Below are 24,673 nucleotides of genomic sequence, written 5' to 3'. Positions count from 1 at the left end.
CACCTTCCGGGTGAGGCCGCTACGGGGTGAATTGCACAGTTTTTGGGGCACATGGCTGCGTTGCAACTCCTTGGAATGGAACGGCGCCCCGAAGCGTCGCCCGAGGGACCCCGCGAAGTGGGGATCGGGCAGCGCAGGGGATGCTGCGATTGCGTTCCACACGCAAGGGGCGCCCGCATCCCGCTTCGGGGTCGCACCTTCCTGCGGAAGGCACTGCTCCGCCCTGCGCGGTCGCATTCCGCGTCGTTGCGCCTTGCCCTGCACCCCAAAAACCGTACACTTCACCCCGTCCAACTACCGGATTTAGGTTAAAGGATAGAAGAACTTGTTTCCCTGCGCCAGGTAGTGCCCTGAGGTCCATCCTCCAGGATAATACCGGCGTCCAGTAATTCCCTGCGAATACGATCGGCCTCACTATAATTTCTGTTTGTCCGGGCAATGAGGCGTTGCTGAATCAGTTGCTCGATACGTTCCGGCGTGAATGCAGAATCACCTGCAAGTCCGTCGTCCTGAAAATATTGCTGTGAATTTTGTTGCAATAATCCCAACACGCCGCCCAGCGCTCTCATCAGCGCCGTGTCCCGTGGTGATCCGGTTTTGTTGACCTCGTTCGCGAGATCGAACAGCACCGCTATCGCATCGGACGTATTGAAGTCATCATCCATCGCTTCCCTGAAACGGCCTGCATGAGGTGCCTGCCAGTCTATGGTGGCCGCAGCGTCACCGGCTTCATTTCCTTTCAGCGCAGTGTAAAGCCGATCAAGCGCGCGCTTGGCATCGTCAAGATGCTGATCCGAATAGTTCAGCGGGCTGCGGTAATGCGCCCGAAGAATGAAGAAGCGCACCACTTCCGGTTGATAGCGGGCAAGAATCTCGCGTACGGTAAAAAAATTGCCCAGCGACTTGGACATCTTTTCATCATTGACACGCACGAAGCCGTTATGCATCCAGTAATTCACGAAAGGATGGTCATGCGCGCCTTCGCTTTGCGCAATCTCGTTTTCATGATGGGGAAACTGCAAGTCCTGGCCACCTCCATGTATGTCAAAGTGTTCGCCGAGATAACGTTCTGCCATTGCCGAGCATTCGATATGCCAGCCGGGACGCCCCCTGCCCCAGGGCGAATCCCATTGCGGCTCATCGGTTTTGGCGGCTTTCCATAATACGAAATCCAGCGGATCCTCTTTGTATGGATCGATTATTACGCGTTCCCCCGCACGCAAATCATCCAGCGATTTTCCGGAAAGCTTTCCGTAACCGGGAAATTTGTGCACGGCATAATACACATCGCCGTTGGGCGCCGCGTAGGCAAGGTTTTTTTCCATCAGAATTCGAATCATGCCAATCATATCTTCCACATGCCGAGTGGCTCGCGGTTCACATGTAGGCGGCGCGACACCGAGCGCAGCGGCGTCTTCTTCCATAGCCCGGATAAAACGATCGGTCAACGCATCGATGGATTCGCCGTTTTCCTGGGCCCGTTTGATAATTTTATCGTCAACATCGGTTATATTGCGCACGTACGTCACATCGAAACCGCTCGCTCGAAGCCAGCCCTGTACCATATCGAATACCACCATCATGCGAGCGTGGCCAAGATGGCAATAGTCGTAAACCGTCATGCCGCAGACATATATTTTGACCTTGCCGGGAACGAGGGGAACAAAGTCCTGTTTTTCCCTGGCGAGCGAGTTATGGATTTTGAGCATCTGGCAAGATTGTGAATTAGACAGGCTTCTTGGTAGAATCCCGGGGATTCCGGGACAACCCAACAAAAATCGGAGCAGTATAGCACAATGAAAATGCTGGATTTTCCCCTCATAAACGCATTCATGGCAGTTGCCGTGCTGCTGCTGTCGAATCCCGCTGCGCTTGCCGATGAGAACGATACAGTTGCCAAACTCTACAAGCAGGGCAATTTCGCCAAGGCGCTGGAGCAAGCAGATGCTTACCTCGCGCGCAAGCCAAAGGATGCACAGATGCGCTTCCAGAAAGGCCTGATACTGACCGAACAAAATAAGACCGCGGACGCTATCGGTATATTTTCTTCACTCGCCGAAGAATACCCGGATCTGCCGGAGCCATACAACAACCTCGCGGTGCTCTATGCCAGCCAGGGCCAATATGACAAAGCCAAGGGTGCGCTCGAAGCGGCGATACGCACCCACCCCAGCTATGCGACTGCGCATGAGAATCTGGGGGATGTATATGCAAAGATGGCAAGTCAGGCATATGGCAAGGCATTGCAACTGGACAAGGGTAACGCCGCTGCGCAAACCAAGCTTGCGATGATCAAGGACCTGTTCACAGGGAGACCTAAAGAAATACAAACCGCATCTTCCCCATCTGTTTCCTCTGCGCCGGCAACTGACGCCCCCGCAATAGCCATGGAGAAAGTTCCGGAAAAAAGAGGGGAAAAAGCTGTAGAAAAGGCGGAAAAACCAACAGCCGGGAAGACCGCCTCTGCGGAACAATCGGGGCCGAAAGTCCAACCCGCTGTTCCGGACGAATCGGATGAGGTTATCAAGACGATAGAGGCCTGGGCCAAAGCCTGGTCCGATAAGAATGTCGCGGCCTATCTGGCATTCTACGCGAGCAGTTTCCGTCCTCAGGGCGGTTCGTCGCATGCGGCATGGGAAAAAACCCGCCGAGAACGCATCGGGAAACCAAAATCTATCCAGGTCGCCATTACCAACCCCAAAGTAAACTTGATCGACACCACGCACGCAAGGGTAAGTTTCAAGCAATCGTACCACTCCGATGCAATCAGGAGTAATACAACCAAGACACTTGAGTTGGTCAAGACAGGGGAAAAATGGCTGATACAGCAGGAGCAAGCCGGGCGATGAGATTAGCCGGTCCGGCTTTCCCCAAGCACATTCAATCACGTACAACTACGGTTACCGCCGGCGTCATAGTCGCGTTTGGTTTCCTGACCTTTGGTGCATTGGCGAGCGACCACTCGGCCCTGCCGGAACTATCGATCACCGGCCCGGAAATCATGCTCGTCAAAAGCATGCAAGAAATTGCGGAGAGCCGCATGGATTCCGCTTTAAGCGGAGTCGAGCAAGTGCTCAAGACCAATCCGAATTTTCGGCTTGCTCACCTGATTAAAGGTGATCTGCTACTGGCTCGTTCTCGCCCGATCAGTAATATTGGTGATACTGCCGGGGTCTCGCAGCAGAACATTGCCGATTTACGCGATGAAGCGCGAGCCCGGCTGCTGCGTCATCAGGAACCTGTTCCGCCTAACATGGCGCCGAAATATCTTGTGCAAATGCCGCCGGAACAAAAATATGCAATTGTTGCCGACACTGGGAAATCCCGGCTGTACATTTATCAGAATGTAGGTGGCCAACCTCGTTACCTTGCCGATTATTACATCAGCAGCGGCAAGAATGGAACTCAGAAACTGAAGGAAGGAGACAAGAAAACTCCGATCGGTGTATATTTTGTTACCGCCAATGTACCTCGCGAGAAACTCACCGATTTTTATGGAGGGGGCGCATTTCCCCTCAATTACCCCAACGAATGGGACAAGCGGCATGGACGTAGTGGTTTTGGCATCTGGCTCCACGGCACGCCATCGGACACCTATAGTCGGCCACCCCGTGCCAGCGATGGTTGCGTCGTGCTGGCCAATCAGGATTTACGTAGCGTAGGTGCGGCGCTGCAAGTCGGGATAACACCCGTAATTATCAGCAACGAAGTAGAATGGGTAAAATCCGGTGCCGAAACTGCTTTGCGCAGCAAACTGGTACAACATCTGGAAAAGTGGCGGCGCGATTGGGAAGGTGGAAACACCGAGGCGTATATGGGCCACTACGGCCGGGATTTTTTCAGCGGTGGCCAGAGCCTGGCCGAATGGTCGCGGCACAAGCGCCAGGTTAATACTGCCAAGAACTGGATCAAAGTGAGAATCAGCAATATCGGCATCTTTCTTTATCCTGGACGAGATGATCTGGTGGTGGTCAATTTCGATCAGGAATATTCCAGCAGCAACCTTTCCAACAAAATGAAGAAACGTCAGTACTGGATGAGGGAGCAAAAAAACGGTCCCTGGAAGATCATTTATGAAGGCACGGCCTAGCAGCCTGTCGGACTTAAAGGAAATCGGCTGCAAAAGTTTCGAAACCGATCAAACATTTTATCGACTACTTTGCGTTTACACCTATGCATATTATCAAGCTTCTTGCTGCTTTCTCGCTTCTGTTCAGCACGGCCGCTCTCGCAGCCAATCCCCAGGTTGAAATAAAGACCAATTTTGGTAATATAACGCTGGAGCTTTATCCGGACAAGGCACCTAAAACCGTAGATAATTTTCTGCGTTACGTGAAGGACGGCCACTATAATGGCACTGTATTTCATCGTGTAATTCCCGGATTCATGATTCAGGGCGGCGGATTCGACAAGGCCTTCAAGCAGAAACCGGAGAGGCAGCCCATCGGGAATGAGGCGGCCAACGGCCTGAAAAATGAGATTGGAACGATTGCCATGGCCCGCACCTCGGACCCGCACTCAGCTTCAGCCCAATTCTTCATCAACGTAGCCAATAACGGGTTCCTCAATTACACCGCGCCGACTCAGCAAGGCTATGGTTACACCGTGTTCGGCAAAGTTATCAGAGGAATGGAGGTGGCCAATAAGATTGCCGGTACACCGACGGGCTCCGGAGGACCATTCCCAAGCGACGTACCTGAAAAAACAGTAATCATTGATGAAATCAAACTTGTCACAGAGGGGCCGGCTGCCGGCACCACTTTGCCTGGAAAATAAGGACAAACATGATCAAACTCCACACCAATCACGGCGATATCACTCTCGAACTGGACAGCGAAAAGGCTCCGCTGACCGTTCAGAATTTTATAGACTATGTGAACAGCGGCTTTTATGATAATACGATATTTCATAGGGTGATCAACGATTTCATGATTCAGGGAGGCGGATTCGAGCCGGGCATGAACCAGAAGCAGGTTCGCGCTCCGATTCAGAACGAGGCCGCCAACGGCCTCAAGAATGATAAATATACAGTTGCCATGGCACGCACATCCGACGTGCATTCCGCCACCGCACAGTTTTTTATAAATGTCAAGGACAATGGTTTTCTTAATTACACGTCGCCTACTTCCCAGGGTTTCGGCTATTGTGTATTTGGCAAGGTAGTGGAAGGCCAGGATGTGGTTGACGAGATCAAGAAGGTAAAGACAGGCACCCGAAATGGTCATCAGGATGTGCCATCGGAAGATGTGATATTGCTGAAAGCGGAAGTGGTTGAAAATAAGTAATCGCTATTTATATCCCGGGCCAGTCGTTAAGGGGCTGTGAAAATCAGCTATGCCCGCTATCAGTACCATGACAACGAGTTTTTATTAAACTTTTGAGCCGGAATAGCGCCTTTTGTCCAAGGTCCGGCACGCCGCCAGGTAATATTGCTGTGTGAGGTATGCACCACCCGTACCGTGAGAGGTTGTTTGGGCAGGGAAAATAAAATATTTCATCAATGGGAAAAATCATGTCCACTTTTCGAATTCTTACAGCAATATCGATCAGTCTTTGGTTAGCTGCGCTAACGGGATGTGCAACCACCACCTCGGGTGGTGCGGTCGGCGCGAACCGCTCTCAACTGATGCTTATATCTTCAGAGCAGCTGGAGCAAACGGCCGCGCAAGGTTATACCAAGCTGAAATCGGACGCAACGCAACAAGGTGCGTTGAACAAGGATCCGAAACTGCTGCAGCGGGTGCAGGCAATAGCCCGCCGCATCGAACCGCAGACTGGCGTATTCCGCAAGGATGCCCCCGGGTGGAAGTGGGAGGTCAATATCATAGACAGCAAGGAACTCAATGCCTTTTGCATGCCTGGCGGCAAGATCATGTTTTATTCCGGACTGATCAATCAGCTTCAACTCAACGATGCGGAAATTGCAGTGGTGATGGGGCATGAAATCGCCCATGCCTTGCGTGAACATTCACGTGAGCAGGTGTCGCAGGCGATCGCGGCGCAGACAGCGTTGGGGTTGGGATCCGCGGCATTTGGCCTCAGCCAGAATGCCACCACTCTCGCCAACGTCGGTTATCAGGCCTTGGTCGCAACGCATTTTAGCCGTACCGACGAGGCCGAGGCAGACCGTATCGGGCTGGAATTGACCGCACGTGCAGGCTATAACCCACGCGCCGGCGTTACGTTGTGGCAAAAAATGATGAATGCCAACAGTGGCGGCCAGCTTCCCGAATTCCTGAGCAGCCATCCTGCGGACTCGAGCCGAGTCCAGCAGATTGAATCGTTGTTGCCGAGTGTCATGCCCCTCTATGAAGCCACGCTTCACTGAAGCTGAACCGTCTCGTTGGTCCAGTGGAAGATTATGCGTTTAATCCTCTTGCAAGGTCGGCCTGGATGTCCTTTACCGCTTCGAGTCCCACCGCGATGCGCAATAAACCTTCGGTGATCCCGGCGGCATCCCGGCTTTCCTGACTGATACGGGCATGAGTGGTGGTGGCGGGATGGGTGAGCGTACTCTTGGCATCCCCCAGGTTGGCGGTGATCGAAATCAATCGAACGGAATCCACTACCCGCCATGCCGCTTCTCTTCCATTTTTCAACTCGAATGAAACGATTCCACCACCGGTTTTCTGTTGGCGTCTGGCAAGCTCGTACTGGGGGTGTGAGGGCAAACCCGGGTAGTGAACCCGCGCCACCCCGGGCTGCGCTTCCAGCCAGCGAGCGATCTGCATGGCATTTGCAGAATGCGCATCCATGCGCAGCTTCAGGGTTTCCATTCCCTTTAAAATAACCCAGGCGTTGAAAGGGCTCAAACTCGGCCCCGCGGTACGCAGAAAGCCAAAAATCCCACGTTCCATCACCAGGTCGCGCTTCCCCAGCACGGCGCCGCCTAAAACCCTACCCTGGCCTTCGAGATACTTGGTGGCGGAGTGAACCACAAGATCGGCGCCCAGATCCAGCGGCCGCTGCAGCGCCGGCGAACAAAAGCAATTATCGACCGCAAGCCATGCGCCGGCTTTTTTTGCCACCTGTGCGAGTGCGGCGATGTCCGAAACTTCAGTCAATGGATTTGACGGCGTTTCGATAAACATGAGTTTTGTGGCGGGTTTTACCGCCGCCTCCCAGGCTGCGACATTGGTGGCGGAAACAAAAGTCGTTTCGATATTGAAGCGCTTGAGGATATTATTGAACAGGCTCACGGTTGCGCCGAAAAGACTGCGCGACGCGATGACATGATCGCCGGCGGAGAGCAACCCCATCACGCAGGCAAGTATGGCAGACATCCCCGAAGAAGTGGCAACACACGCTTCTGCGCCTTCAAGCGCGGCAAGCCGCTCTTCGAAAGCCGTAACCGTGGGGTTGGTGAATCGCGAGTAAATATTTCCGGATTCCGCACCCGAAAAGCGCGCTGCAGCCTGGGCTGCGCTGTCAAATACAAAACTCGAGGTCAGGTACAAGGCTTCCGAATGTTCATTGAATTGACTACGGTGAATACCGGTGTGCAACGCCAGGGTTTCCAGCTCAAAATCATCAGACATGCTTAACTCCCAAAAAAACCCGTTCAGCATTCGCTAAAACGGGTTTCCCGCTTTAGCCGAATTTATAATGCGCCCGCAAGCTGAATATCAAATCGGCGCTACAGTCAAATTACGCCCGATAACTGTTTTTGTCAAATCTCCATTAATCGATCGCCACCAGGTTCAAATCCAGCTGCGTACTAGACCGTGAGCGAGACAAGGGCGCGCCGCCATCACGCTGCGCCTCCAGTAAAGCGAGGTACTCCGGCGTAACATCGCCGGTGATATAGCGCCCATCGAAACAGGAGGTTTCATAATGCGTAATCGATGGATTGACGCGGCAAACATCTTTGACGAGCGAATCGAGATCCTGATAAACGAGGTGGTCGGCACCGATCTCGTGGCAGATCTCATCTTCATTCCGCCCGGTAGCGATGAGCTCGCGGCGCGTCGGCATATCAATTCCATAAACGTTGGGAAACCTCACCGGCGGCGCGGCCGAAGCAAAAAATACCTTATGGGCGCCGGCCTCCTGCGCCATTTGCACAATTTCGAGGCTGGTGGTGCCGCGCACAATCGAATCGTCTACCAGCAGTACGTTTTTACCGCGAAATTCCACACTCATTGCATTGAGTTTTTGTCGAACGGATTTGCGCCTCTGCTGCTGGCCCGGCATGATAAAAGTACGCCCGATATAGCGGTTCTTTACAAAACCTTCGCGAAAGCTCACACCCAGGCGATTAGCAAGCTGCAAGGCGCTGGGGCGGCTGGAATCCGGGATCGGAATCACCACATCGATATCCAAATGACGCATGGTTGCGGCGATCTTGTCAGCCAGGCTCTCGCCCATGTTAAGACGCGTTTCATATACCGAGATACCATCCATGACGGAATCCGGGCGCGCCATATAGACATATTCGAAAATACACGGATTCTGCGTGGGATTGGCGGCACATTGCTTATTATGGAAATTACCGCTCTCATCGATAAAAATTGCTTCACCGGGGGCGACATCGCGCACCAGCTTAAACCCTAAAGTATCGAGCGCCACACTTTCGGACGCCACCAGATATTCCATCCCATGCTCGGTTTCAGCAGAGCCGAACACCAATGGACGGATGCCGTAAGGGTCGCGAAAAGCGAGCAATCCATAACCCGAGATCATTGCCACCACTGCGTAAGCGCCTCGACAGCGCCGATGTACGCCGGACACTGCGTCAAAAATAGCGGCAAGGTCGAGCTGGTGGTTTTTCGTGCTTCTTTGCAACTCATGGGCGAGTACGTTGAGAAGCACTTCCGAATCGGAACTGGTATTGACGTGGCGCAAATCCTCGCGAAATAACTCATCATTGAGTTGGGCTGCATTCGTGAGATTGCCGTTGTGTCCAAGTACGATTCCGAACGGCGAGTTCACATAGAACGGCTGTGCCTCAGCCGACGATTCAGCGGAGCCGGCGGTGGGATATCTCACATGACCAATGCCCATGTTACCAAGCAAAGCACGCATGTTGCGGGTACGGAACACATCGCGGACCAGGCCGCCACCCTTGTGCATGTGGAAAGTATTACCTTGGGCAGTAACGATGCCGGCTGCATCCTGTCCGCGGTGCTGGAGTACCAGCAAGCCGTCGTACAGCAACTGGTTGACGGCTGTTTGTGCGACTAAGCCCAGAATTCCACACATGACCACACTCCGCAAAGATGGCTTTGATTTTGATTAAAACTGTACAAAAGGTTTATCCGGATATGGACGAATGAAATTGCCGAGCGCGGTATTATACCGACAGGCTGCTAGTCACTGTCCGCGCTTTAATTTCACATAATTGATACGCGTGGACAAATCTGGCGGCAACCATGGTATTACCAACATTGCCGCTGTCTCCAGCGGTTTGCTGAGCAAGGCCTTTTGCCAGAACGGCTCTTGCGGCAGCGCAGTGAATCCCGCTGCCAGCACAACCAATAACACTACCAGCAACCCTCGTATAAAACCGAACAACGAACCAAAAAAACGATCTGCAAACCCCAATCCCACACTTTTTACCAAGGCTGAGACCAGCATGGCGATCAGGCTCATCGCCAGCAGCACCGACAGGAATAATGCAGCGAATGCCAGCAACATACGCAATGTTTCGCCGGCGATACCGGACGGCAGCATGGGCGCGAACCCTGCTGAAAATGAGTTTGCCACCATGAATGCGACGATCCAGCCCGCCAGCGACAATGATTCGCGCACCACGCCGCGTATCACGCTCAGCAAAATGGATACAACAAGTATGGCAAGAACGCAGTAATCGAAAATAGTCATTCGTAAACAGGAACGAAATTACAGAAGGGCAACTTTCCTGTGCGGTAATGGTTCCATCATCCTATTTCTCCGCGACTACGCCATCGAATCCAAGTTTCTTCAGTTTCTCACGCGTACGCTCCGCCTCCTCACGCGTATCAAACGGCCCTACCCGAACACGCGTTATCTCGCCCTTTTCGGTACCGCTGTCGACCTTCAGTGTTTCCGTATAGGCCTTGGACCTGCTGTCCTTCGATGTCACGCTCTGCAACTGTTGCCTGGCTTTGCCCGGATCGGAAAAAGCGCCCAATTGCACTACGAATACAGTAGCGGCAGTGGCAGGAACGGTCGCTTTTGCATTTCCCGTTCCCGGTTCACCTTTGGAATCCATGCTGTTCGCCGCCGGTTTCTCTATCGATTCATTCGCGGCTTGGGCAGGCTTTACTGATGTCTCGGAGACTACCGGCTCTTCCTGACCTATTCCGGTTTCCAATTTTTCTGGAACAGTCCTGGCCGGTGCTTCTGTACGAAGGGCGACATCGGGTGCGAGCTCTTCCACCGAGTCTTCAGATGGGATGCGAATGTCAATTTCGTGACTTCTCTGCTCCGGTTTGCTATCGAGCACCATCGGCAGAATGACAACCGCTGTGACCACCAGCGTAATTGCGCCGACGAGACGTCTTCTGGCGCGTTTTCTTAGCTGAATCTCTTCTTCGCTGACGGTCTTTGCCATTCGCCTTTGCTTGATTCTAACCGTGCTCAACCGCGTTCCGGTACCGCAACACTTCGGCCACGGTATGGAATGAGCCAAAAACACAGATTCTATCATTTACGGTTGCGTGCTCACAGGCAAATGCATATGCCGCGGCCGGATCCGGAAAACTCTGAATTGTCTCCTCACCCACACCTGCCTCCTTCAGCGCCTGCGCCACGTCACCAGTCGCAGCCCCACGTGGCAAATCGATGCTTGCCGTCAGCCATACATCGACTTTTGCCACAAGTGCCCGCGCCACACCGGCGATATCCTTATCTTTGAGCATTGCAAATACCGCATAAGTCTTTTGATAGCGGCCCATGCTGTCGAGCCCGGTAGCCAAGGCGCACGCAGCGCCCGGATTGTGTGCCACATCCAGCACCGTCACGGGACGGCCGGGTAACACCTGAAACCGGCCTGGCCAGACAACTTCCAATAGTCCCTGGCGTATATCGCCCATGGTAATCGGCAAGCTATCCTTTACCGCATCCAGCGCAGCAAGACAGGCACTGGCGTTGCGCAACTGATAAGCGCCCCGCAATGCCGGGTAGGGCAGCGAATGACGCTTTCCCTCATTTCCCCAGAAACTCCATCCGGTTGCGCTGGTCGAGTAACCGAAGTGCTCGCCGATGTGCATCAAATTCGCGCCGATCGCTTCTGCATGAAGCCGCACGCTCGCGGGAATATCCGGCTCCGAGCAGATAGCAGTCTTTCCGTTTCTGAAAATTCCAGCCTTCTCAAACCCAATTTCCTCCCGGGTGGTACCCAGATAATCCATATGATCGAAGTCAACACTGGTGATAACCGCACAATCAGCATCAAAAATATTGACTGCGTCCAACCGGCCGCCCAGTCCCACTTCCATGATCGCGACTTCCACTTCGGCCTGTTTGAATAGTTGCATTGCGGCCAGTGTGCCAAACTCAAAATAGGTCAGAGGAATACCGCTGTCAAGCCGGGCCGATTCCACTATTTGAAAAGCATTACATAACTCGTCATCGCTGACTTCTCTTCGGTTCACCCGCACGCGCTCGTTATAACGCAGCAAGTGCGGAGAAGTGTAACAGCCAACGCGATACCCGGCGCGGGTCAGAATCGCCTCCATCATGGCACACGTCGACCCTTTGCCATTAGTGCCCCCGACCGTGATGATGGGAAAGGAATAGGCAAGGTTCAAGCCCGCCTTCACCCGATTTATCCTGTCCAGTCCCATCTCGATGGACTTCGGATGGATACGTTCAAGCCAGTTCAGCCAATCGGAAAGCGTTCTGGATTTTTTATCGGGTTCGCTCATTACTATCTTGCGCCACCCGGCATGAACATCATGACGACATGATCAGGTGAGCCAAAGATCAAGCTGCCGGCGGAGAAACGCGCATCAGCAGCGAACATAGGTTGGCAACCTTATCGCGCATGCGCCGGCGATCTACAATCATGTCTATAGCACCGTGTTCCAGCAGGAATTCGGCACGTTGAAACCCTTCCGGCAGGGTTTGCCGCACAGTCTGCTCGATAACGCGCGGCCCGGCGAATCCGATCAATGCCCCTGGCTCGGCGATTACCACGTCACCGATGAAGGCAAAACTGGCCGACACCCCACCCATGGTGGGGTCTGTCAATACCGAGATGAAAGGCAGCCGCTCCTGACTGAGTTGAGTAAGCACCGCTGTTGTTTTAGCCATCTGCATCAATGATAGCAAGCCTTCCTGCATGCGCGCGCCGCCACTGGCGGCAAAGCATACAAAAGCCACATGTTGCTCAACGCATGTTTGCACCGCACGCACGAAGCGCTCACCTACCGCCGAGCCCATCGAGCCTCCCATGAAACCGAATTCGAATGCCGCTGCTACCAGGGGTACGGTTTTGACGCTGCCCTGCATGACCACGAGGGCGTCATTTTCATCCGTATCTCTTTTCGCTTCCGATAACCTGTCGATATAACGCTTGTTATCCTTGAATTTAAGCGGGTCAAGCGATTGCACTTCCGCGCCGATCTCATGACGGCCTTCGGCATCCAGGAATAAATCAAGACGCACGCGGGCAGAAATGCGATTGTGATGATTGCATTTGGGGCAAACATTTAGATTGTTACCCAGATCAGAGTAATAAAGCACTGCTTCGCAAGATGCACACTTGCTCCACAATCCCTCAGGCACGGCCTTTTTTTCGCCGCTTACCTTGCGTTTTATTTTTGGGGGAAGAAGTTTCTGGAACCAGCTCATAAATTGGTTTAAATGATGGATGTCGCGTGTTCAGCGCTGGTTTCGTCGATGGCGGCACGGAGATTTTTTACCAAGCCGTATACGTTCGTTAATAGATTCTCCCTGGTGGAATTTTCTATTTCTTCAATGATGCGGCTACCTATCACGACAGCATCGGCGAGGCTCGCCACGGCTTTGGCCGTTGCGCCATCGCGTATGCCGAAACCGACGCCAATGGGAATGGAGATGCGGGTACGCAACTGAACCAGTTTGTTGGCGACATCGCGGAGATCGAGACTTAATGCACCGGTTACGCCTTTTAGCGAAACATAATATATGTATCCCCGCGCCAGCTCCGCTACCCGCTCGACGCGCACTTGCGGAGTAGTGGGAGAAAGCAGGAAAATCGCATCTATTTGCTGGCGTTCAAGATTGCTTACCCATTCCCGGGACTCTTCCGGTGGATAATCCACTACCAGCACGCCATCTATCCCGCATTTTTTTGCTCCCGCCGCGAATTTCTCGTAGCCCATCGATTCTATCGGGTTGGCATAACCCATCAGTACAACCGGTGTGTATGTATCGGTTTTCCTGAATTCCTCCACCATTGTCAGCACATCCTTCAGACCCACACCATGCTTGAGCGCGCGTTCCGAAGACCGCTGTATGGTCGGCCCATCCGCCATGGGGTCTGAAAACGGGACACCCAGTTCGATGATGTCGGCGCCTGCCTTTACCAGCTCATGCATCAATGGAACCATCATTGCGGGCTCCGGGTCGCCGGCAGTGATGAAAGGAATCAGTGCTTTTCTTTTTTTCTGGAGCAGGTTGCCGAATACGGTAGCGATACGAGACATGTATGATGATTTCAGAAGGTTATATTGGAAGCCTGCGCTACAGTGGCCATATCTTTGTCCCCGCGTCCGGACAGGTTCACCAGCAGCAGCTTATCCTTGCCAAGCGAGGGCGCGAGCCGGGCGGCATAAGCCAGCGCATGACTGGACTCCAGCGCCGGTATGATGCCCTCGTAATGGCACAGTGAATGGAACGCCTCCAGCGCCTGGTCGTCGGTAATGGCGATATATTCAGCACGATTACTGTCCTTGAGCCAGGCGTGTTCGGGGCCGACGCCAGGATAATCCAGTCCGGCTGAAATAGAGTGGGTCTCGACAATCTGACCGTTCTCATCCTGGATCAGATAGGTGCGATTTCCGTGCAATACGCCGGATCTTCCCATCGTCAGGGAAGCCGCATGCTGCCCGCTCTCAATTCCGCGTCCCGCCGCCTCCACGCCGACCATCCTTACATTACTTTCTATATAAGGATAAAAAAGGCCGATGGCATTTGACCCGCCACCCACGCAGGCAATCAACGCATCCGGCTGCCGCCCGTATTCCTCTTGCATCTGCACGATTGCTTCCCGTCCGATAATTGCCTGGAAGTCGCGTACCATCATCGGATAGGGATGCGGTCCCGCTACGGTGCCAATAATATAGAACGTATCTTCGATGTTGGTTACCCAGTCGCGCATGGCTTCATTCAGGGCGTCCTTCAGTGTTCGCGAACCTGATTCGACCGGTATGACCGTTGCTCCCAGGAGCTTCATCCGATAAACGTTGGCGGCCTGGCGTTCCACATCGACGGAACCCATGTAAACGACACATTCCATGCCATAGCGCGCGGCGACTGTAGCGCTGGCTACACCGTGCTGGCCCGCGCCGGTCTCGGCAATCACGCGCGATTTCCCCATGCGCCTGGCCAGGAGTGCCTGCCCGATAGCATTATTGATCTTGTGCGCCCCGGTATGATTCAGGTCTTCACGCTTCAGCAGAATCTGCGCCCCTCCCAGATGTGCCGACCATCTTCTGGCATGATAGATGGGGCTGGGCCGCCCCACGTAGTGCTTTAACTCGTAAGCAAATTCCGCCTGAAAATCGGTGTCATTACGATAATGCTCGTACTGAGCGCGCAAATCCTCCAGCGCTGCAATAAGTGTTTCAGCGACAAAAATACCGCCATAGGGACCAAAGTGCCCATGGCTATCCGGAAGATCATAAACTTTCACTGGTTCGAACTCCTTGCATGAAAGCGGCAATTTTTTCCACGTCCTTGATACCTTTGGCGCTTTCCACGCCACTTGATACATCTACTGCCCAAGGCTGTGCCTGCTGGATCGCACTGGTAACATTACCCGGGTGCAGTCCTCCCGAAAGAATCAGGGGCAGCGGTAATTCCCGAGGAATCAGACGCCAGTCAAACGCATGGCCTGTGCCGCCCGGTTCGCCTTCGACATAGGTATCCAGCAACAATCCGCTGGCCCCGGTATAACGGGTGGCGTATTGTAGCAAATCTACGCTCGCCCGGACTCGCATCGCCTTTATATAAGACCGGGGAAATTGCCGGCAAAACCCGGGGTCTTCATTGCCATGAAATTGCAGCAAATTCAGGCTGGCTACAGAAAACGTTTCTTCCACCCAATCCGGATCAGGATCGACATAGACACCCACCGTGGTAATGAATGGTGGTAGCGCGGCAATAATTTCCTGCGCTTTTGCCGGCGTCACATAACGCGCACTTTTCTTCCAGAATACAAACCCAATGGCGTTGGCACCAAAACGCACTGCTGCCAGCGCATCCTCCACACGCGTTATACCGCAAATTTTTACTTTGGTAGACATACTTGCAATTTCTTCTTTCCCTTTCGCTGAGTTTTGTGCGGCACCATCGGCGGGTCCGCGACCGAGACGGTTAGCGGGGCCTGCTCGTCCTCGGCAATACCGCGGCAAGCGGTGGTTCGACAAAAGACGGTAACTTCCATTTGGCATCATAAGTAATGCCCGCCAGGTATAATCCGGCAGCGGAAAAAGTCGGCGCCGCATCGCTACGCTTACCGCTTTCAAGCAGCGCGCCTATCCATTCAGGTGGATATTTGCGCTTTCCCACATATATCAGGCAACCGATGATATTGCGCACCATGTGATGCAAAAACGCATTGGCACGCAGTTCGAATGCGATGGTGTCGCCCAACCGGATAATTTCCAGCTTCGTCAGATTGCGTATGGGAGATTTTGCCTGGCACTCGGCCGCCCTGAAAGCGCTGAAGTCATGCTCTCCCAGCAGCATCTGCGCGGCGGCCTGCATGGGTTCAATGTCAAGAGTCTGATGAAACCAGCCGATATTTCCTTGGTAAAGCCCCGGGCGCGCAGGATGATTCAATAGCAGATAGAGGTAACAGCGCTCGACGGCACAGTAGCGCGCATGGAAATCATCCGCAATCTCGGATGCCCATAGTATCGCGATGCTGTCCGGTAATAGCGCGTTAGCCCCGCGAACCCAGGCTCCCATGGGCCGCTCTGCCTGCGTATCGAAATGCACTACCTGATACGCGGCGTGAACGCCGGCATCAGTGCGCCCGGCGGTTACTACTCGAACATCCCCGCATGCGATTCTGGATAACGCGGCTTCCACTGCATCCTGGACCGAACCACCTGATCGCTGGCTTTGCCAGCCACAAAAACTGCTGCCATCGTACTCCAGCACTAATGCAATTCTCACGGCACGGACGCCTGTGCGCCTATTTTTATCGTAGCGCCCACATGCCACTTGAACAGAGATTCATTAAGCAAATTTTGCGGAAGAAGCAGAAGAATTGAACATATGAATGAAAAGGGCAGTCCGGTAATAATCCAGCTTGTTTATGTTGTGTATGAGTTATTCTTGATTTCGTCAAGCGACCTGTGCTTTGCTGCAGGACCCTCCTTCATTGCATAGAGCCCACGCTAGGCACTTGGCTCTTTTCCGCCTGCCTCGTCGCCCACGATCCCACCGATATTGTTTCTGATGTATATGCTCCTATTCCCGCTTTCTTCACCTTTGAAAGCTTTAAAATCTCACCGGAAAGCTCCTGGGCCGGAATAATATCCGTCTCAACAGCGGGGTCAATCCTTCCGCCGACCGTTTGCTTCAGTTCCTCGGTTGCCCCTTCTCTATCCGCAAACCTCCGCCGGTACCAAACCGCAGTCTGTGCTTTCACTTCCCGATTGGCTTCCGCTGGGGTTATCGCACCGACTTCACTATTATTCGGTATCCTTAAAATAGGTCCTGTCTTGAGCTGATTCATATTATTACCGAAGAAAGCATCGCAATTTGCGCGATGCAACGCGACCAGCATCTGATTCAAGCTCACCCCAGCGGGAAAAACGATATTTTTCGCTATTCTGACTAAAGTATCGCCCTGCTTTACCGGACCATAGGCAGTATGAGCCTTGCTGGCGGAATCCAACTCATCCTGTATTGGCAACTTCTCATCCTGCTTGACTGACGCATCTGATTTGCCAACGACCGATTCCGAGGGCGGATGCGTATCAATTTCGGACGGACTGGACAGCACGGTATATTCGCGCAGTAATCGTCCCGACGACCAATTCAGCTCAACCAACATATTGAGAAACGGTTCGGCAATGGGTTGTGGAGACATGATCCTGACGTAGGGCTGCCCGTCGGAGCGGGTTTCAATGCTCGCATTAAATGTCGAGAGGACAGAAGAATAATCGATGTTGGCTTGGCGATACGTTTCTTGTGAGGCAAGACGCGCCACTAGAAAAGGTTTCTCTTCTTTCTTTACCGCAACCAGTTCGATTTCTGCTTTAAAAGAGTGTCCCTGAGCCGAATTGACGGTCAGCCTGCCCAAGCCAACTGCATATCCGGCTACCGGCAAAAAAATTGCAAATAAAAACAAACATGCTTTAGAAGTAAACTTCCGCACAGCCGTACACTCTTGAGGAGGATATATGGATAAATATCACGGGGCCGGCATTAACATTTGGCTGAAGCTTGTCTATTGTTAGTCTATTACTAACCCTCCCGCCAAGTTATACCCGGACCTCGTTTACAGGGAAGCAAATAAATATTGCTGCGGAACGTTATCGGCATCAACCCGCCAAGCGAATACCGTGAGCAGGATCGTTGAGATGATTTTCTATCGGAAAAACAGGAAAATCGCTTAAGCATGGAATTAATATAAGTCCCATTTTGCACGACTCGCATAACCCGGATGTTTCATAAATTCGCGCGCCCTCGCTGGTCTTTTGTTTCGTATGAAAATTTCGCTCAGTCGGGCGTATGAATAACTACGCCACTCTTTCACAAAATCTCCCTACAAAACAAAATCCTGCGCAATCATCACGCGAATTTATGAAACATCCGGGATAAATCAAATTTCTTCCCGAATGAGGCAAAAGGCAACTCCACCGACTCTCAGGCTTGAACCAGAATTCTCAGCATCCTGCGCAAAGGTTCCGCCGCGCCCCACAATAACTGATCTCCCACTGTAAACGCCGAGAGATATTCTCCTCCCATGGCAAGCTTGCGCAGCCTCCCCACTGGAATCGTCAGTTTTCCGGTAACCGCAGCCGGAGTCAGCTCTTGCAAGGTGCTCTCGCGCTCGTTCGGAATAACCCGTACCCAACTGTTGGATGCAGCAAGAATACCCTCTATCTCATCCAGCGGGACGTCCTTCTTGAGCTTGATGGTCAGCGCCTGGCTATGGCATCGCATTGCCCCGACGCGAACACAAATACCATCGACAGGTATCATCTGATCAGCGCGCCCCAGGATCTTGTTCGTCTCGGACTGGCCTTTCCATTCTTCTCTGGTCTGTCCGTTGCCCAGATCCTTGTCTATCCAGGGTATGAGGCTGCCTGCCAGCGGCACACCGAAATTCGCGGTGGGAAAATTCCCATTGCGCAATGTCCCCGCAACCTCCCTGTCAATGTCAAGTATGCCCGCGGCCGGGTCATCCAGCAAATTTTTCGCCACACGATGCGCTTCACCCATTTGCAGCAATAATTCCCGCATGTTCTGCGCGCCCGCGCCGGATGCGGCCTGATAGGTCATGGCGCTCATCCATTCCACCAGATCTTCTTCGAACAATGCGCCCACAGCCATCAGCATCAAGCTGACAGTGCAATTGCCACCGATGTAATTTTTGACATCGTCGTGCAGCGCCTGCTCGATAACCGGCAGATTGACGGGGTCGAGTATGATAATTGCGTCGTCTACCATGCGCAATGTGGAGGCCGCATCGATCCAGTAACCCCGCCAGCCCGCTTCACGCAGTTTGGGGAAGATCGCGCTGGTGTAGTCTCCGCCCTGGCAGGAAACAAGGATGTCCATCGACTTAAGCTGGTCTATATCATGCGCATCCTCGAGCAACGGCGTTTCCTGGCCGATATCCGGACCTTTGCCGCCTTTCTGGGAAGTGGAAAAGAAAGTCGGCTCCACCAATGCAAAATCATTTTCTTCCCGCATGCGCTGCATGAGCACCGACCCTACCATGCCCCGCCAGCCAATAAATCCTACTCGTTTCATCGATCGCCTCTCTCCAGGAAACTGAACCTGGTCTCTTTAAACCATTTACCTATATATTTGCCAGGACCGCATCGCCCATTGACGCCGTGCCGACCTTTTTCGTTCCCGCCTCGTAGATGTCTTCAGTGCGATACCCCTGGGCCAGGACTTTCTTTACCGCGCTCTCGATGCGGGAGGCTGCCGCTTCCTGGTCGAACGTATAGCGCAGCATCATCGCCACCGACAATATCGTTGCCAGGGGATTAGCCACGTCTTTGCCGGCAATGTCGGGAGCGGAACCATGTATGGGCTCATAAAGGCCCTTGTTTCTGTCGTCCAGCGAGGCCGATGGCAGCATGCCGATCGAACCGGTCAGCATGGAAGCTTCATCCGACAGGATATCGCCGAACATGTTGCCCGTCACCATCACATCGAACTGCCGAGGATTGCGCACCAATTGCATAGCGGCATTATCCACCAGCATGTGCGAGAGCTCCACGTCGGGGTAATCTTTCGCTGTCTCGGTCACCACGTCGCGCCATAGTTGAGTGCATTCGAGCACATTCATCTTGTCCACCGAGCAAAGCCTGCGATGACGTTTACGCGCCGCCTGAAAAGCCACCCGGGCAATTCTGCGAATCTCGGTTTCGCTGTAGATCATGGTATTGTAACCAACACGCTGGCCGTCGCGACATTCAATGCCCCGCGGCTCGCCGAAATAGATATCGCCCGTCAATTCACGCACGATGAGAATATCCAGGCCCGCCACCACTTCGGGTTTTAGCGTCGAAGCATTGGCAAGCTCAGGATAAAGTATCGCGGGGCGCAGGTTGGCAAACAGATTCAGCGCCTTTCGAATACTGAGCAAACCTCGTTCCGGCCGCAGGTGACGCGGCAGCGTGTCAAACTGGGGACCTCCAACGGCACCCAGGATCACGGCATCCGCACCGGCCACAAGATTGCGTGTCGCTTCCGGAAACGGCTCACCAGTTGCTTCTACGGCACAACCACCCAATAAGCCCGGTTCCAGCTCAAACTTTAACCCGTCGCTTCTTAATGCTTCCAGCACTCGCACAGCCTGGGCGATAATTTCCGGGCCGATACCGTCTCCAGCCAGGATTGCAATTTTCATAAAATCCTTCGCTTCGTTTAAACCGGAAGAAAAATCATGTAAACAACCAAGGCTGTGCAGCCCGGTGCTTCTCTTCAAAGGCCTTGATCCTGTCCATATGTTGCAAAGTCAGACCAATTTCATCCAGGCCATTCAATAAAGTATGTTTACGGAAGGGATCGATATCGAAAGAGAAGGATTTACCGCTGGGCGTCGTTACCGATTGATGCTGCAAGTCAACCCGCAACCGATAGCCCGCAGTGGCCTCTACCTCCGAGAACAACTGGTCCACGTCAGCTGTATCGAGCACAATGGGAAGCAGGCCGATCTTGAAACAGTTGTTGAAAAAAATATCAGCGAAACTAGGCGCGATGACCACTTGAAAGCCATAGTCCTGAAGTGCCCACGGCGCGTGTTCGCGGCTCGAACCACAGCCGAAATTTGAGCGTGCAAGCAGTATTTGCGCACCCTGGTAACGCGCCAGATTGAGTATGAAATCCGGATTGGGCTTGCGCCGGGCGGCATCCATGCCTGGTTCGCCGTGATCCAGATAGCGCCACTCGTCAAACAGGTTCTGCCCGAAACCAGACCGTTTGATGGATTTCAGAAATTGCTTGGGAATGATGGCGTCGGTATCGACATTAGCGCGATCAAGCGGCGCCACCAATCCGTCGCAGAAAACAAATTTTTTCACGAGCCAATAACTCTATCTATTGTGCCTGTTTTTGTATCGCTTCACCACCACTCTGGAGATCCTTACCGAAGCCTTGCATGGTATTACATGCGGACAGACCGAAGACAGCGATCAAGGCAACCATCATTGAAAACGTTCTCATTGCAACTCCCGTTTTGTAGTAAAAAAAGAACCCGTTTTTATTGCCCCGGAATTTTAATATATTTCCCGTACATCGACAAAATGTCCCGCTACCGCAGCGGCTGCCGCCATGGCCGGGCTCACCAGATGAGTACGCCCCCCCGACCCCTGCCTGCCCTCGAAATTGCGATTGGAAGTAGAAGCACAACGCTCGCCGGATTCAAGCCGGTCATCGTTCATCGCGAGGCACATCGAGCAACCCGGTTCCCGCCATTCAAAGCCGGCATCAAGAAATATCCGGTCCAGCCCTTCCTGTTCCGCCTGCTGCTTTACCAGGCCCGAACCCGGCACCACCATCGCAAGCTTGATGCTCGCGGCAATACGCCTCCCTTTCACCACCTTCGCCGCAGCCCGCAGATCTTCAATGCGCGCATTTGTGCAGGAACCGATGAATATCTTATCCGGACGAATTTCGCTGATCGGGGTGTTGGGAGCAAGTCCCATATACTTCAGCGCATGCTCCATATCGTGGCGCTTCACGCTATCGGTAATTCGCGAAGGATCAGGCACCTTTCCGTCGATAGCCGCCACCATTTCGGGAGACGTTCCCCAGGTTATCTGCGGCTTGATCTGTGCCGCATCCAGCGATATCGTCTTGTCGAAGCTTGCACCCTCGTCGCTTTTCAGCGTGCGCCAGTACACCACGGCTCTGTCCCACAAATCACCTTTTGGTGCAAAAGGCCGCCCCCTGAGATAGTCGATAGTAGTATCGTCCACCCCTACCATGCCTGCGCGCGCGCCCGCCTCGATAGCCATGTTGCAAAGCGTCATCCGTGCCTCCATGGAGAGTTCGCGTATGGCGCTGCCGGCGAATTCAATGGCATAGCCCGTGCCGCCCGCCGTACCGATCTCACCAATCAGGGCAAGCGCGATATCCTTGGCGGTGATGCCATGACCAAGGTCGCCCTCGATTGCAACCCGCATCGTTTTTGCTTTTTTCAAAAGCAAACACTGTGTCGCGAGCACGTGCTCCACCTCCGAAGTGCCGATACCAAAGGCAAGACAGGCAAATGCACCGTGCGTACTGGTATGCGAATCACCGCATACCACCGTCATGCCGGGCAACGTAGCGCCCTGCTCCGGGCCTATTACGTGAACAATACCCTGGCGCAGGTCATTCATCCTGAATTCAGTGATGCCCAGTTCCTCGCAATTCTGGTCAAGGGTCTCTACCTGGAGACGCGAGATCGGGTCGCTGATGCCGTGGTCACGCCGGGTGGTGGGCACGTTATGATCGGCTACAGCCAGTATCGAATCCAGCCGCCACGGCTTGCGTCCAGCCAGCTTCAATCCTTCGAATGCCTGCGGGCTGGTGACCTCGTGCACAAGGTGACGGTCGATATAGAGCAAGGTCATGCCATCCGGCTTATCGGATTCCTCATGTACCACATGGCTTTGCCAGAGTTTGTCGTATAGCGTTTGCATTTCTCAGAATTCGGATTTAGGTTTAATCGAACCTCGATTCCGGTGGAATCTGAAATTATCCCATAATGGGACAGCAAGAAACAGTGACATGAGCGTTGCACCTCGTTTTCCGTTACCGCTCAACGTCCATCTTCCACACTACCAATGTCAACCCAAGCAGAACAGCGGCTGCGCTCACGGTAAATGTAAGGCCCGGCCCGAGCGATTCCCAGGCATAGCCGCTGAATATCCCGCCAATCGTGCCACCGATGCCGAATGTAAGGCTGGTGTAGAGCGCTTGCCCCTTGCCTTGATGGCGCCCGCGAAAGAGTCGATGCACGAACATCATGGCCGTAGCGTGATGAGCACCGTAGGTCGCAGCGTGAAGTATTTGCGCCAATAATATGATGGCCGGCCAGTCCACTCCCCAGCCGATCATCAAGAAACGCACTATCGCGCAGCTCAGGCTGAAAACCATGATCTGCTTGAGGCTAAAACGGTGCATCAACTGGGGCATCAGGAAAAAAATACCTATTTCACAAATTACGCCGATAGCCCACAGCCAACCGACCATGCTCTTGCTATAACCGTTTTCCACCAGATAAATGGAATAGAAAGTGTAATAGGGGCCATGCGCAAGCGCCATCAACAAACAGGCGGCGAAAAACGCCAGCACTTCCGGACGTTTGAATATTTGCCGAATGGAGTGACTATCGGCAGCATGGGCCACTATCTCGCCCTCCGGGATCTGGCGCGAAAAGATGACAATGCCCAGCTTGAATCCGAGCACTGCCCACAATAGTGCAGCAATATTCGTTAAATCAAGCAGATAGCCGACACTTGTCACCGCGAAAATAAATCCTACTGAACCCCAGACTCGAATACGCCCATACTTTGCGGTGCTCTCACCAAGATAGGAAAGCGTGGTTGCTTCGATCAAGGGCAAAGAGGCACTCCAGAAAAAACTTAGCAGCGCCATGGTCACGAATAGCCATGTAAACGACTCGCCGAAAAAAACCGCGCAATAACTTATCAAGCCTGTAATTGCCGCCGATCGTACGATCAGCAACCGCTTGCCGGTATGATCGGCAAGCCAGCCCCAGGCAGCCGGCGCAAAAATACGCGTCACATGCAGGAGGGACATGAGTATGCCAATCTGAAAGGCGCTGAACGAAAGGGATTTCAGGTAGAGGCTCCAGTAAGGAGCAAAAGCACCGATGAAAGCGAAATGGAAGAAATAAAAGCCGGAAAGGCGCCAGTAAGGGATTGGTTGCATCTGGCAGAGTTTAACAGCCTACGCATGAATCGATGTGCAGTCACCCTTCACTGCGGAGCAGCTAACGGCTCAGATCGTCAGCGATATTTCTATCCGCTATCAACACCGCGACGATTCCATTTCGCCTATCGTTCTGGATCAAGGCGTCATTTACCTTATTGACGACAGGTTTACACGACCCGAAGTTCTTCGTTTATTACCGGATTGGTGGAAAGTCGAGCGATATAAAACAAAGAGGCAAGATAAACTTGCCTCTTTGACTCCAACTCAAGAAATCAAGCCGTTGCGCGATTCAGCGCCTTCGTCTTTGCCTATTATTTATGCGTATGGTCACCATGGTCTCGTTTTTACATGATCAGTGCCGATCCGCGCCACAGGTATTATTCTTTCGTTGTTTTTTGAGCCGGCGTCGTGTAGTCCTTGGTGGACTTTGTGTCCGCGTAGCTTGTGTCAGTGTATGTCTTTGTTCCATAGTAGGCGTTAATGGTATTCTGCCAGCTCGGATCCGCCATATCGGGCCAGTTGTCCTTATCGAATCCCGGAGCGGAGTCGAGGCGTTTCTTATCCACATCGAGTATGAAACGCTTGTTCTCCGTATCCAGCTTCAATGCACTCCAGGGCACAGCAAAAAGCTTGTCGCCCATACCCATGAATCCGCCAAAAGACAATACCGCGTAAGCGATTTTGCCATTGTTCATATCCAGCATAATTTCCTTGATGTCGCCCAGATCCTCGTCTTTCCGATTGTAGACGTCCTCTCCAATGAGCGTATCGGCACCCATCAACCGAGGTCCGGGACCCTCGTTTTCGCCATCGCTTTTGTACATACCGTAAGTATCACGATCTTCATAACTCATGGTTATCTCCTGTAAAAGTAGTTTAATTTCAGGCTTTCGGTTTCGTT

The 24,673-nt window shown here is 53.1% G+C and carries 25 protein-coding genes; 6 read left to right on the top strand and 19 right to left on the bottom strand.

From position 1 onward, the window contains the following. Nucleotides 1-308 precede the first annotated feature (308 nt). Nucleotides 309-1,709: a cysteine--tRNA ligase gene (cysS, locus tag BLP78_RS03925; protein ID WP_090456727.1), complete on the bottom strand. Its 1,401-nt coding sequence runs from the start codon at nt 1,707-1,709 to the stop codon at nt 309-311. 87 nt (nt 1,710-1,796) lie between these two features. On the opposite strand from cysS, the gene BLP78_RS03920 reads away from it, so the two are divergent. The 5 genes from BLP78_RS03920 to BLP78_RS03900 all read left to right on the top strand — a co-directional run bounded on the left by BLP78_RS03920 (nt 1,797) and on the right by BLP78_RS03900 (nt 6,328). Continuing rightward, nucleotides 1,797-2,849 carry a nuclear transport factor 2 family protein gene (locus BLP78_RS03920; protein ID WP_090456724.1) on the top strand — a complete coding sequence of 351 codons (1,053 nt, stop codon included), beginning with the start codon at nt 1,797-1,799 and terminating at the stop codon, nt 2,847-2,849. Continuing rightward, nucleotides 2,816-4,090, top strand: a complete 1,275-nt coding sequence (locus BLP78_RS03915; RefSeq protein WP_256330021.1) for a L,D-transpeptidase family protein — start codon at nt 2,816-2,818, stop codon at nt 4,088-4,090. The genes BLP78_RS03920 and BLP78_RS03915 overlap by 34 nt, the downstream gene beginning before the upstream one ends. An 83-nt stretch (nt 4,091-4,173) precedes the next feature. Continuing rightward, entirely contained in the window at nt 4,174-4,776 is a 603-nt protein-coding gene (locus BLP78_RS03910) for a peptidylprolyl isomerase (RefSeq protein WP_090456720.1), read from the top strand. Nucleotides 4,777-4,784: 8 nt separating this feature from the next. After that, entirely contained in the window at nt 4,785-5,285 is a 501-nt protein-coding gene (locus BLP78_RS03905) for a peptidylprolyl isomerase (protein ID WP_090456718.1), read from the top strand. Nucleotides 5,286-5,512: 227 nt separating this feature from the next. Continuing rightward, nucleotides 5,513-6,328 carry a M48 family metallopeptidase gene (locus BLP78_RS03900; RefSeq protein WP_176752776.1) on the top strand — a complete coding sequence of 272 codons (816 nt, stop codon included), beginning with the start codon at nt 5,513-5,515 and terminating at the stop codon, nt 6,326-6,328. A 31-nt stretch (nt 6,329-6,359) separates the two neighbouring features. Here BLP78_RS03900 and BLP78_RS03895 read toward each other — a convergent pair whose 3' ends face one another. From BLP78_RS03895 to BLP78_RS03815, 17 genes are all read right to left on the bottom strand, one after another. Then, nucleotides 6,360-7,538 (bottom strand): O-succinylhomoserine sulfhydrylase, encoded by a 1,179-nt coding sequence (locus BLP78_RS03895; RefSeq protein WP_090456714.1) that lies wholly within the window; start codon nt 7,536-7,538, stop codon nt 6,360-6,362. Nucleotides 7,539-7,680: 142 nt separating this feature from the next. Beyond that, complete coding sequence (purF, locus tag BLP78_RS03890) at nt 7,681-9,201, bottom strand: amidophosphoribosyltransferase (protein ID WP_090456712.1); 1,521 nt, start codon at nt 9,199-9,201, stop codon at nt 7,681-7,683. A 111-nt stretch (nt 9,202-9,312) separates the two neighbouring features. Continuing rightward, complete coding sequence (locus BLP78_RS03885) at nt 9,313-9,822, bottom strand: CvpA family protein (protein WP_025041588.1); 510 nt, start codon at nt 9,820-9,822, stop codon at nt 9,313-9,315. Between the two features lie 61 nt (nt 9,823-9,883). Next, nucleotides 9,884-10,534 (bottom strand): SPOR domain-containing protein, encoded by a 651-nt coding sequence (locus BLP78_RS03880; protein WP_090456710.1) that lies wholly within the window; start codon nt 10,532-10,534, stop codon nt 9,884-9,886. A 16-nt stretch (nt 10,535-10,550) separates the two neighbouring features. Continuing rightward, complete coding sequence (gene folC / locus BLP78_RS03875) at nt 10,551-11,849, bottom strand: bifunctional tetrahydrofolate synthase/dihydrofolate synthase (protein WP_090456708.1); 1,299 nt, start codon at nt 11,847-11,849, stop codon at nt 10,551-10,553. Nucleotides 11,850-11,907: 58 nt separating this feature from the next. Continuing rightward, a complete protein-coding gene (gene accD, locus BLP78_RS03870) occupies nt 11,908-12,777 on the bottom strand; it encodes an acetyl-CoA carboxylase, carboxyltransferase subunit beta (RefSeq protein WP_090456706.1) in 870 nt (289 codons plus the stop codon). Between the two features lie 8 nt (nt 12,778-12,785). Next, complete coding sequence (trpA, locus tag BLP78_RS03865; RefSeq protein WP_090456704.1) at nt 12,786-13,613, bottom strand: tryptophan synthase subunit alpha; 828 nt, start codon at nt 13,611-13,613, stop codon at nt 12,786-12,788. An 11-nt stretch (nt 13,614-13,624) separates the two neighbouring features. After that, on the bottom strand, nt 13,625-14,821 hold the full coding sequence (trpB, locus tag BLP78_RS03860) for a tryptophan synthase subunit beta (protein ID WP_090456687.1): 1,197 nt from the start codon (nt 14,819-14,821) through the stop codon (nt 13,625-13,627). Further along, a complete protein-coding gene (locus BLP78_RS03855; protein WP_256330019.1) occupies nt 14,808-15,434 on the bottom strand; it encodes a phosphoribosylanthranilate isomerase in 627 nt (208 codons plus the stop codon). The genes trpB and BLP78_RS03855 overlap by 14 nt, the downstream gene beginning before the upstream one ends. Before the next feature lie 70 nt (nt 15,435-15,504). Beyond that, nucleotides 15,505-16,311 carry a tRNA pseudouridine(38-40) synthase TruA gene (gene truA, locus BLP78_RS03850; protein ID WP_090456886.1) on the bottom strand — a complete coding sequence of 269 codons (807 nt, stop codon included), beginning with the start codon at nt 16,309-16,311 and terminating at the stop codon, nt 15,505-15,507. Nucleotides 16,312-16,516: 205 nt separating this feature from the next. After that, the gene (locus tag BLP78_RS03845; RefSeq protein WP_143002887.1) at nt 16,517-17,521 is read right to left on the bottom strand and encodes a type IV pilus assembly protein FimV; all 1,005 of its coding nucleotides are present in this window, start codon (nt 17,519-17,521) and stop codon (nt 16,517-16,519) included. Nucleotides 17,522-18,012: 491 nt separating this feature from the next. Next, nucleotides 18,013-19,125 (bottom strand): aspartate-semialdehyde dehydrogenase, encoded by a 1,113-nt coding sequence (gene asd, locus BLP78_RS03840; protein ID WP_090456678.1) that lies wholly within the window; start codon nt 19,123-19,125, stop codon nt 18,013-18,015. A gap of 49 nt (nt 19,126-19,174) precedes the next feature. After that, on the bottom strand, nt 19,175-20,236 hold the full coding sequence (leuB, locus tag BLP78_RS03835; protein WP_090456676.1) for a 3-isopropylmalate dehydrogenase: 1,062 nt from the start codon (nt 20,234-20,236) through the stop codon (nt 19,175-19,177). A gap of 34 nt (nt 20,237-20,270) precedes the next feature. Further along, the gene (leuD, locus tag BLP78_RS03830) at nt 20,271-20,909 is read right to left on the bottom strand and encodes a 3-isopropylmalate dehydratase small subunit (RefSeq protein ID WP_090456674.1); all 639 of its coding nucleotides are present in this window, start codon (nt 20,907-20,909) and stop codon (nt 20,271-20,273) included. Between the two features lie 16 nt (nt 20,910-20,925). Continuing rightward, on the bottom strand, nt 20,926-21,051 hold the full coding sequence (locus BLP78_RS03825) for an entericidin A/B family lipoprotein (RefSeq protein ID WP_025041599.1): 126 nt from the start codon (nt 21,049-21,051) through the stop codon (nt 20,926-20,928). A gap of 53 nt (nt 21,052-21,104) precedes the next feature. Beyond that, complete coding sequence (gene leuC / locus BLP78_RS03820) at nt 21,105-22,514, bottom strand: 3-isopropylmalate dehydratase large subunit (protein WP_090456671.1); 1,410 nt, start codon at nt 22,512-22,514, stop codon at nt 21,105-21,107. A gap of 112 nt (nt 22,515-22,626) precedes the next feature. Next, on the bottom strand, nt 22,627-23,769 hold the full coding sequence (locus BLP78_RS03815) for an MFS transporter (RefSeq protein ID WP_090456669.1): 1,143 nt from the start codon (nt 23,767-23,769) through the stop codon (nt 22,627-22,629). Nucleotides 23,770-23,803: 34 nt separating this feature from the next. Between BLP78_RS03815 and BLP78_RS03810 the strand changes: the two genes are divergently transcribed. Then, entirely contained in the window at nt 23,804-24,124 is a 321-nt protein-coding gene (locus BLP78_RS03810) for a hypothetical protein (protein WP_090456667.1), read from the top strand. 25 nt (nt 24,125-24,149) lie between these two features. On the opposite strand, the gene BLP78_RS03805 is transcribed toward BLP78_RS03810, so the two are convergent. Next, on the bottom strand, nt 24,150-24,626 hold the full coding sequence (locus BLP78_RS03805; RefSeq protein ID WP_090456665.1) for a PRC-barrel domain-containing protein: 477 nt from the start codon (nt 24,624-24,626) through the stop codon (nt 24,150-24,152). Nucleotides 24,627-24,673: the final 47 nt, after the last annotated feature.

The organism is Nitrosospira sp. Nsp1, from assembly GCF_900100985.1.
In the GTDB taxonomy this organism is placed as follows: domain Bacteria; phylum Pseudomonadota; class Gammaproteobacteria; order Burkholderiales; family Nitrosomonadaceae; genus Nitrosospira.
The sequence above is the reverse complement of the archived record's forward strand: the minus strand, read 5'-3'. Positions and strand labels throughout refer to the sequence as shown.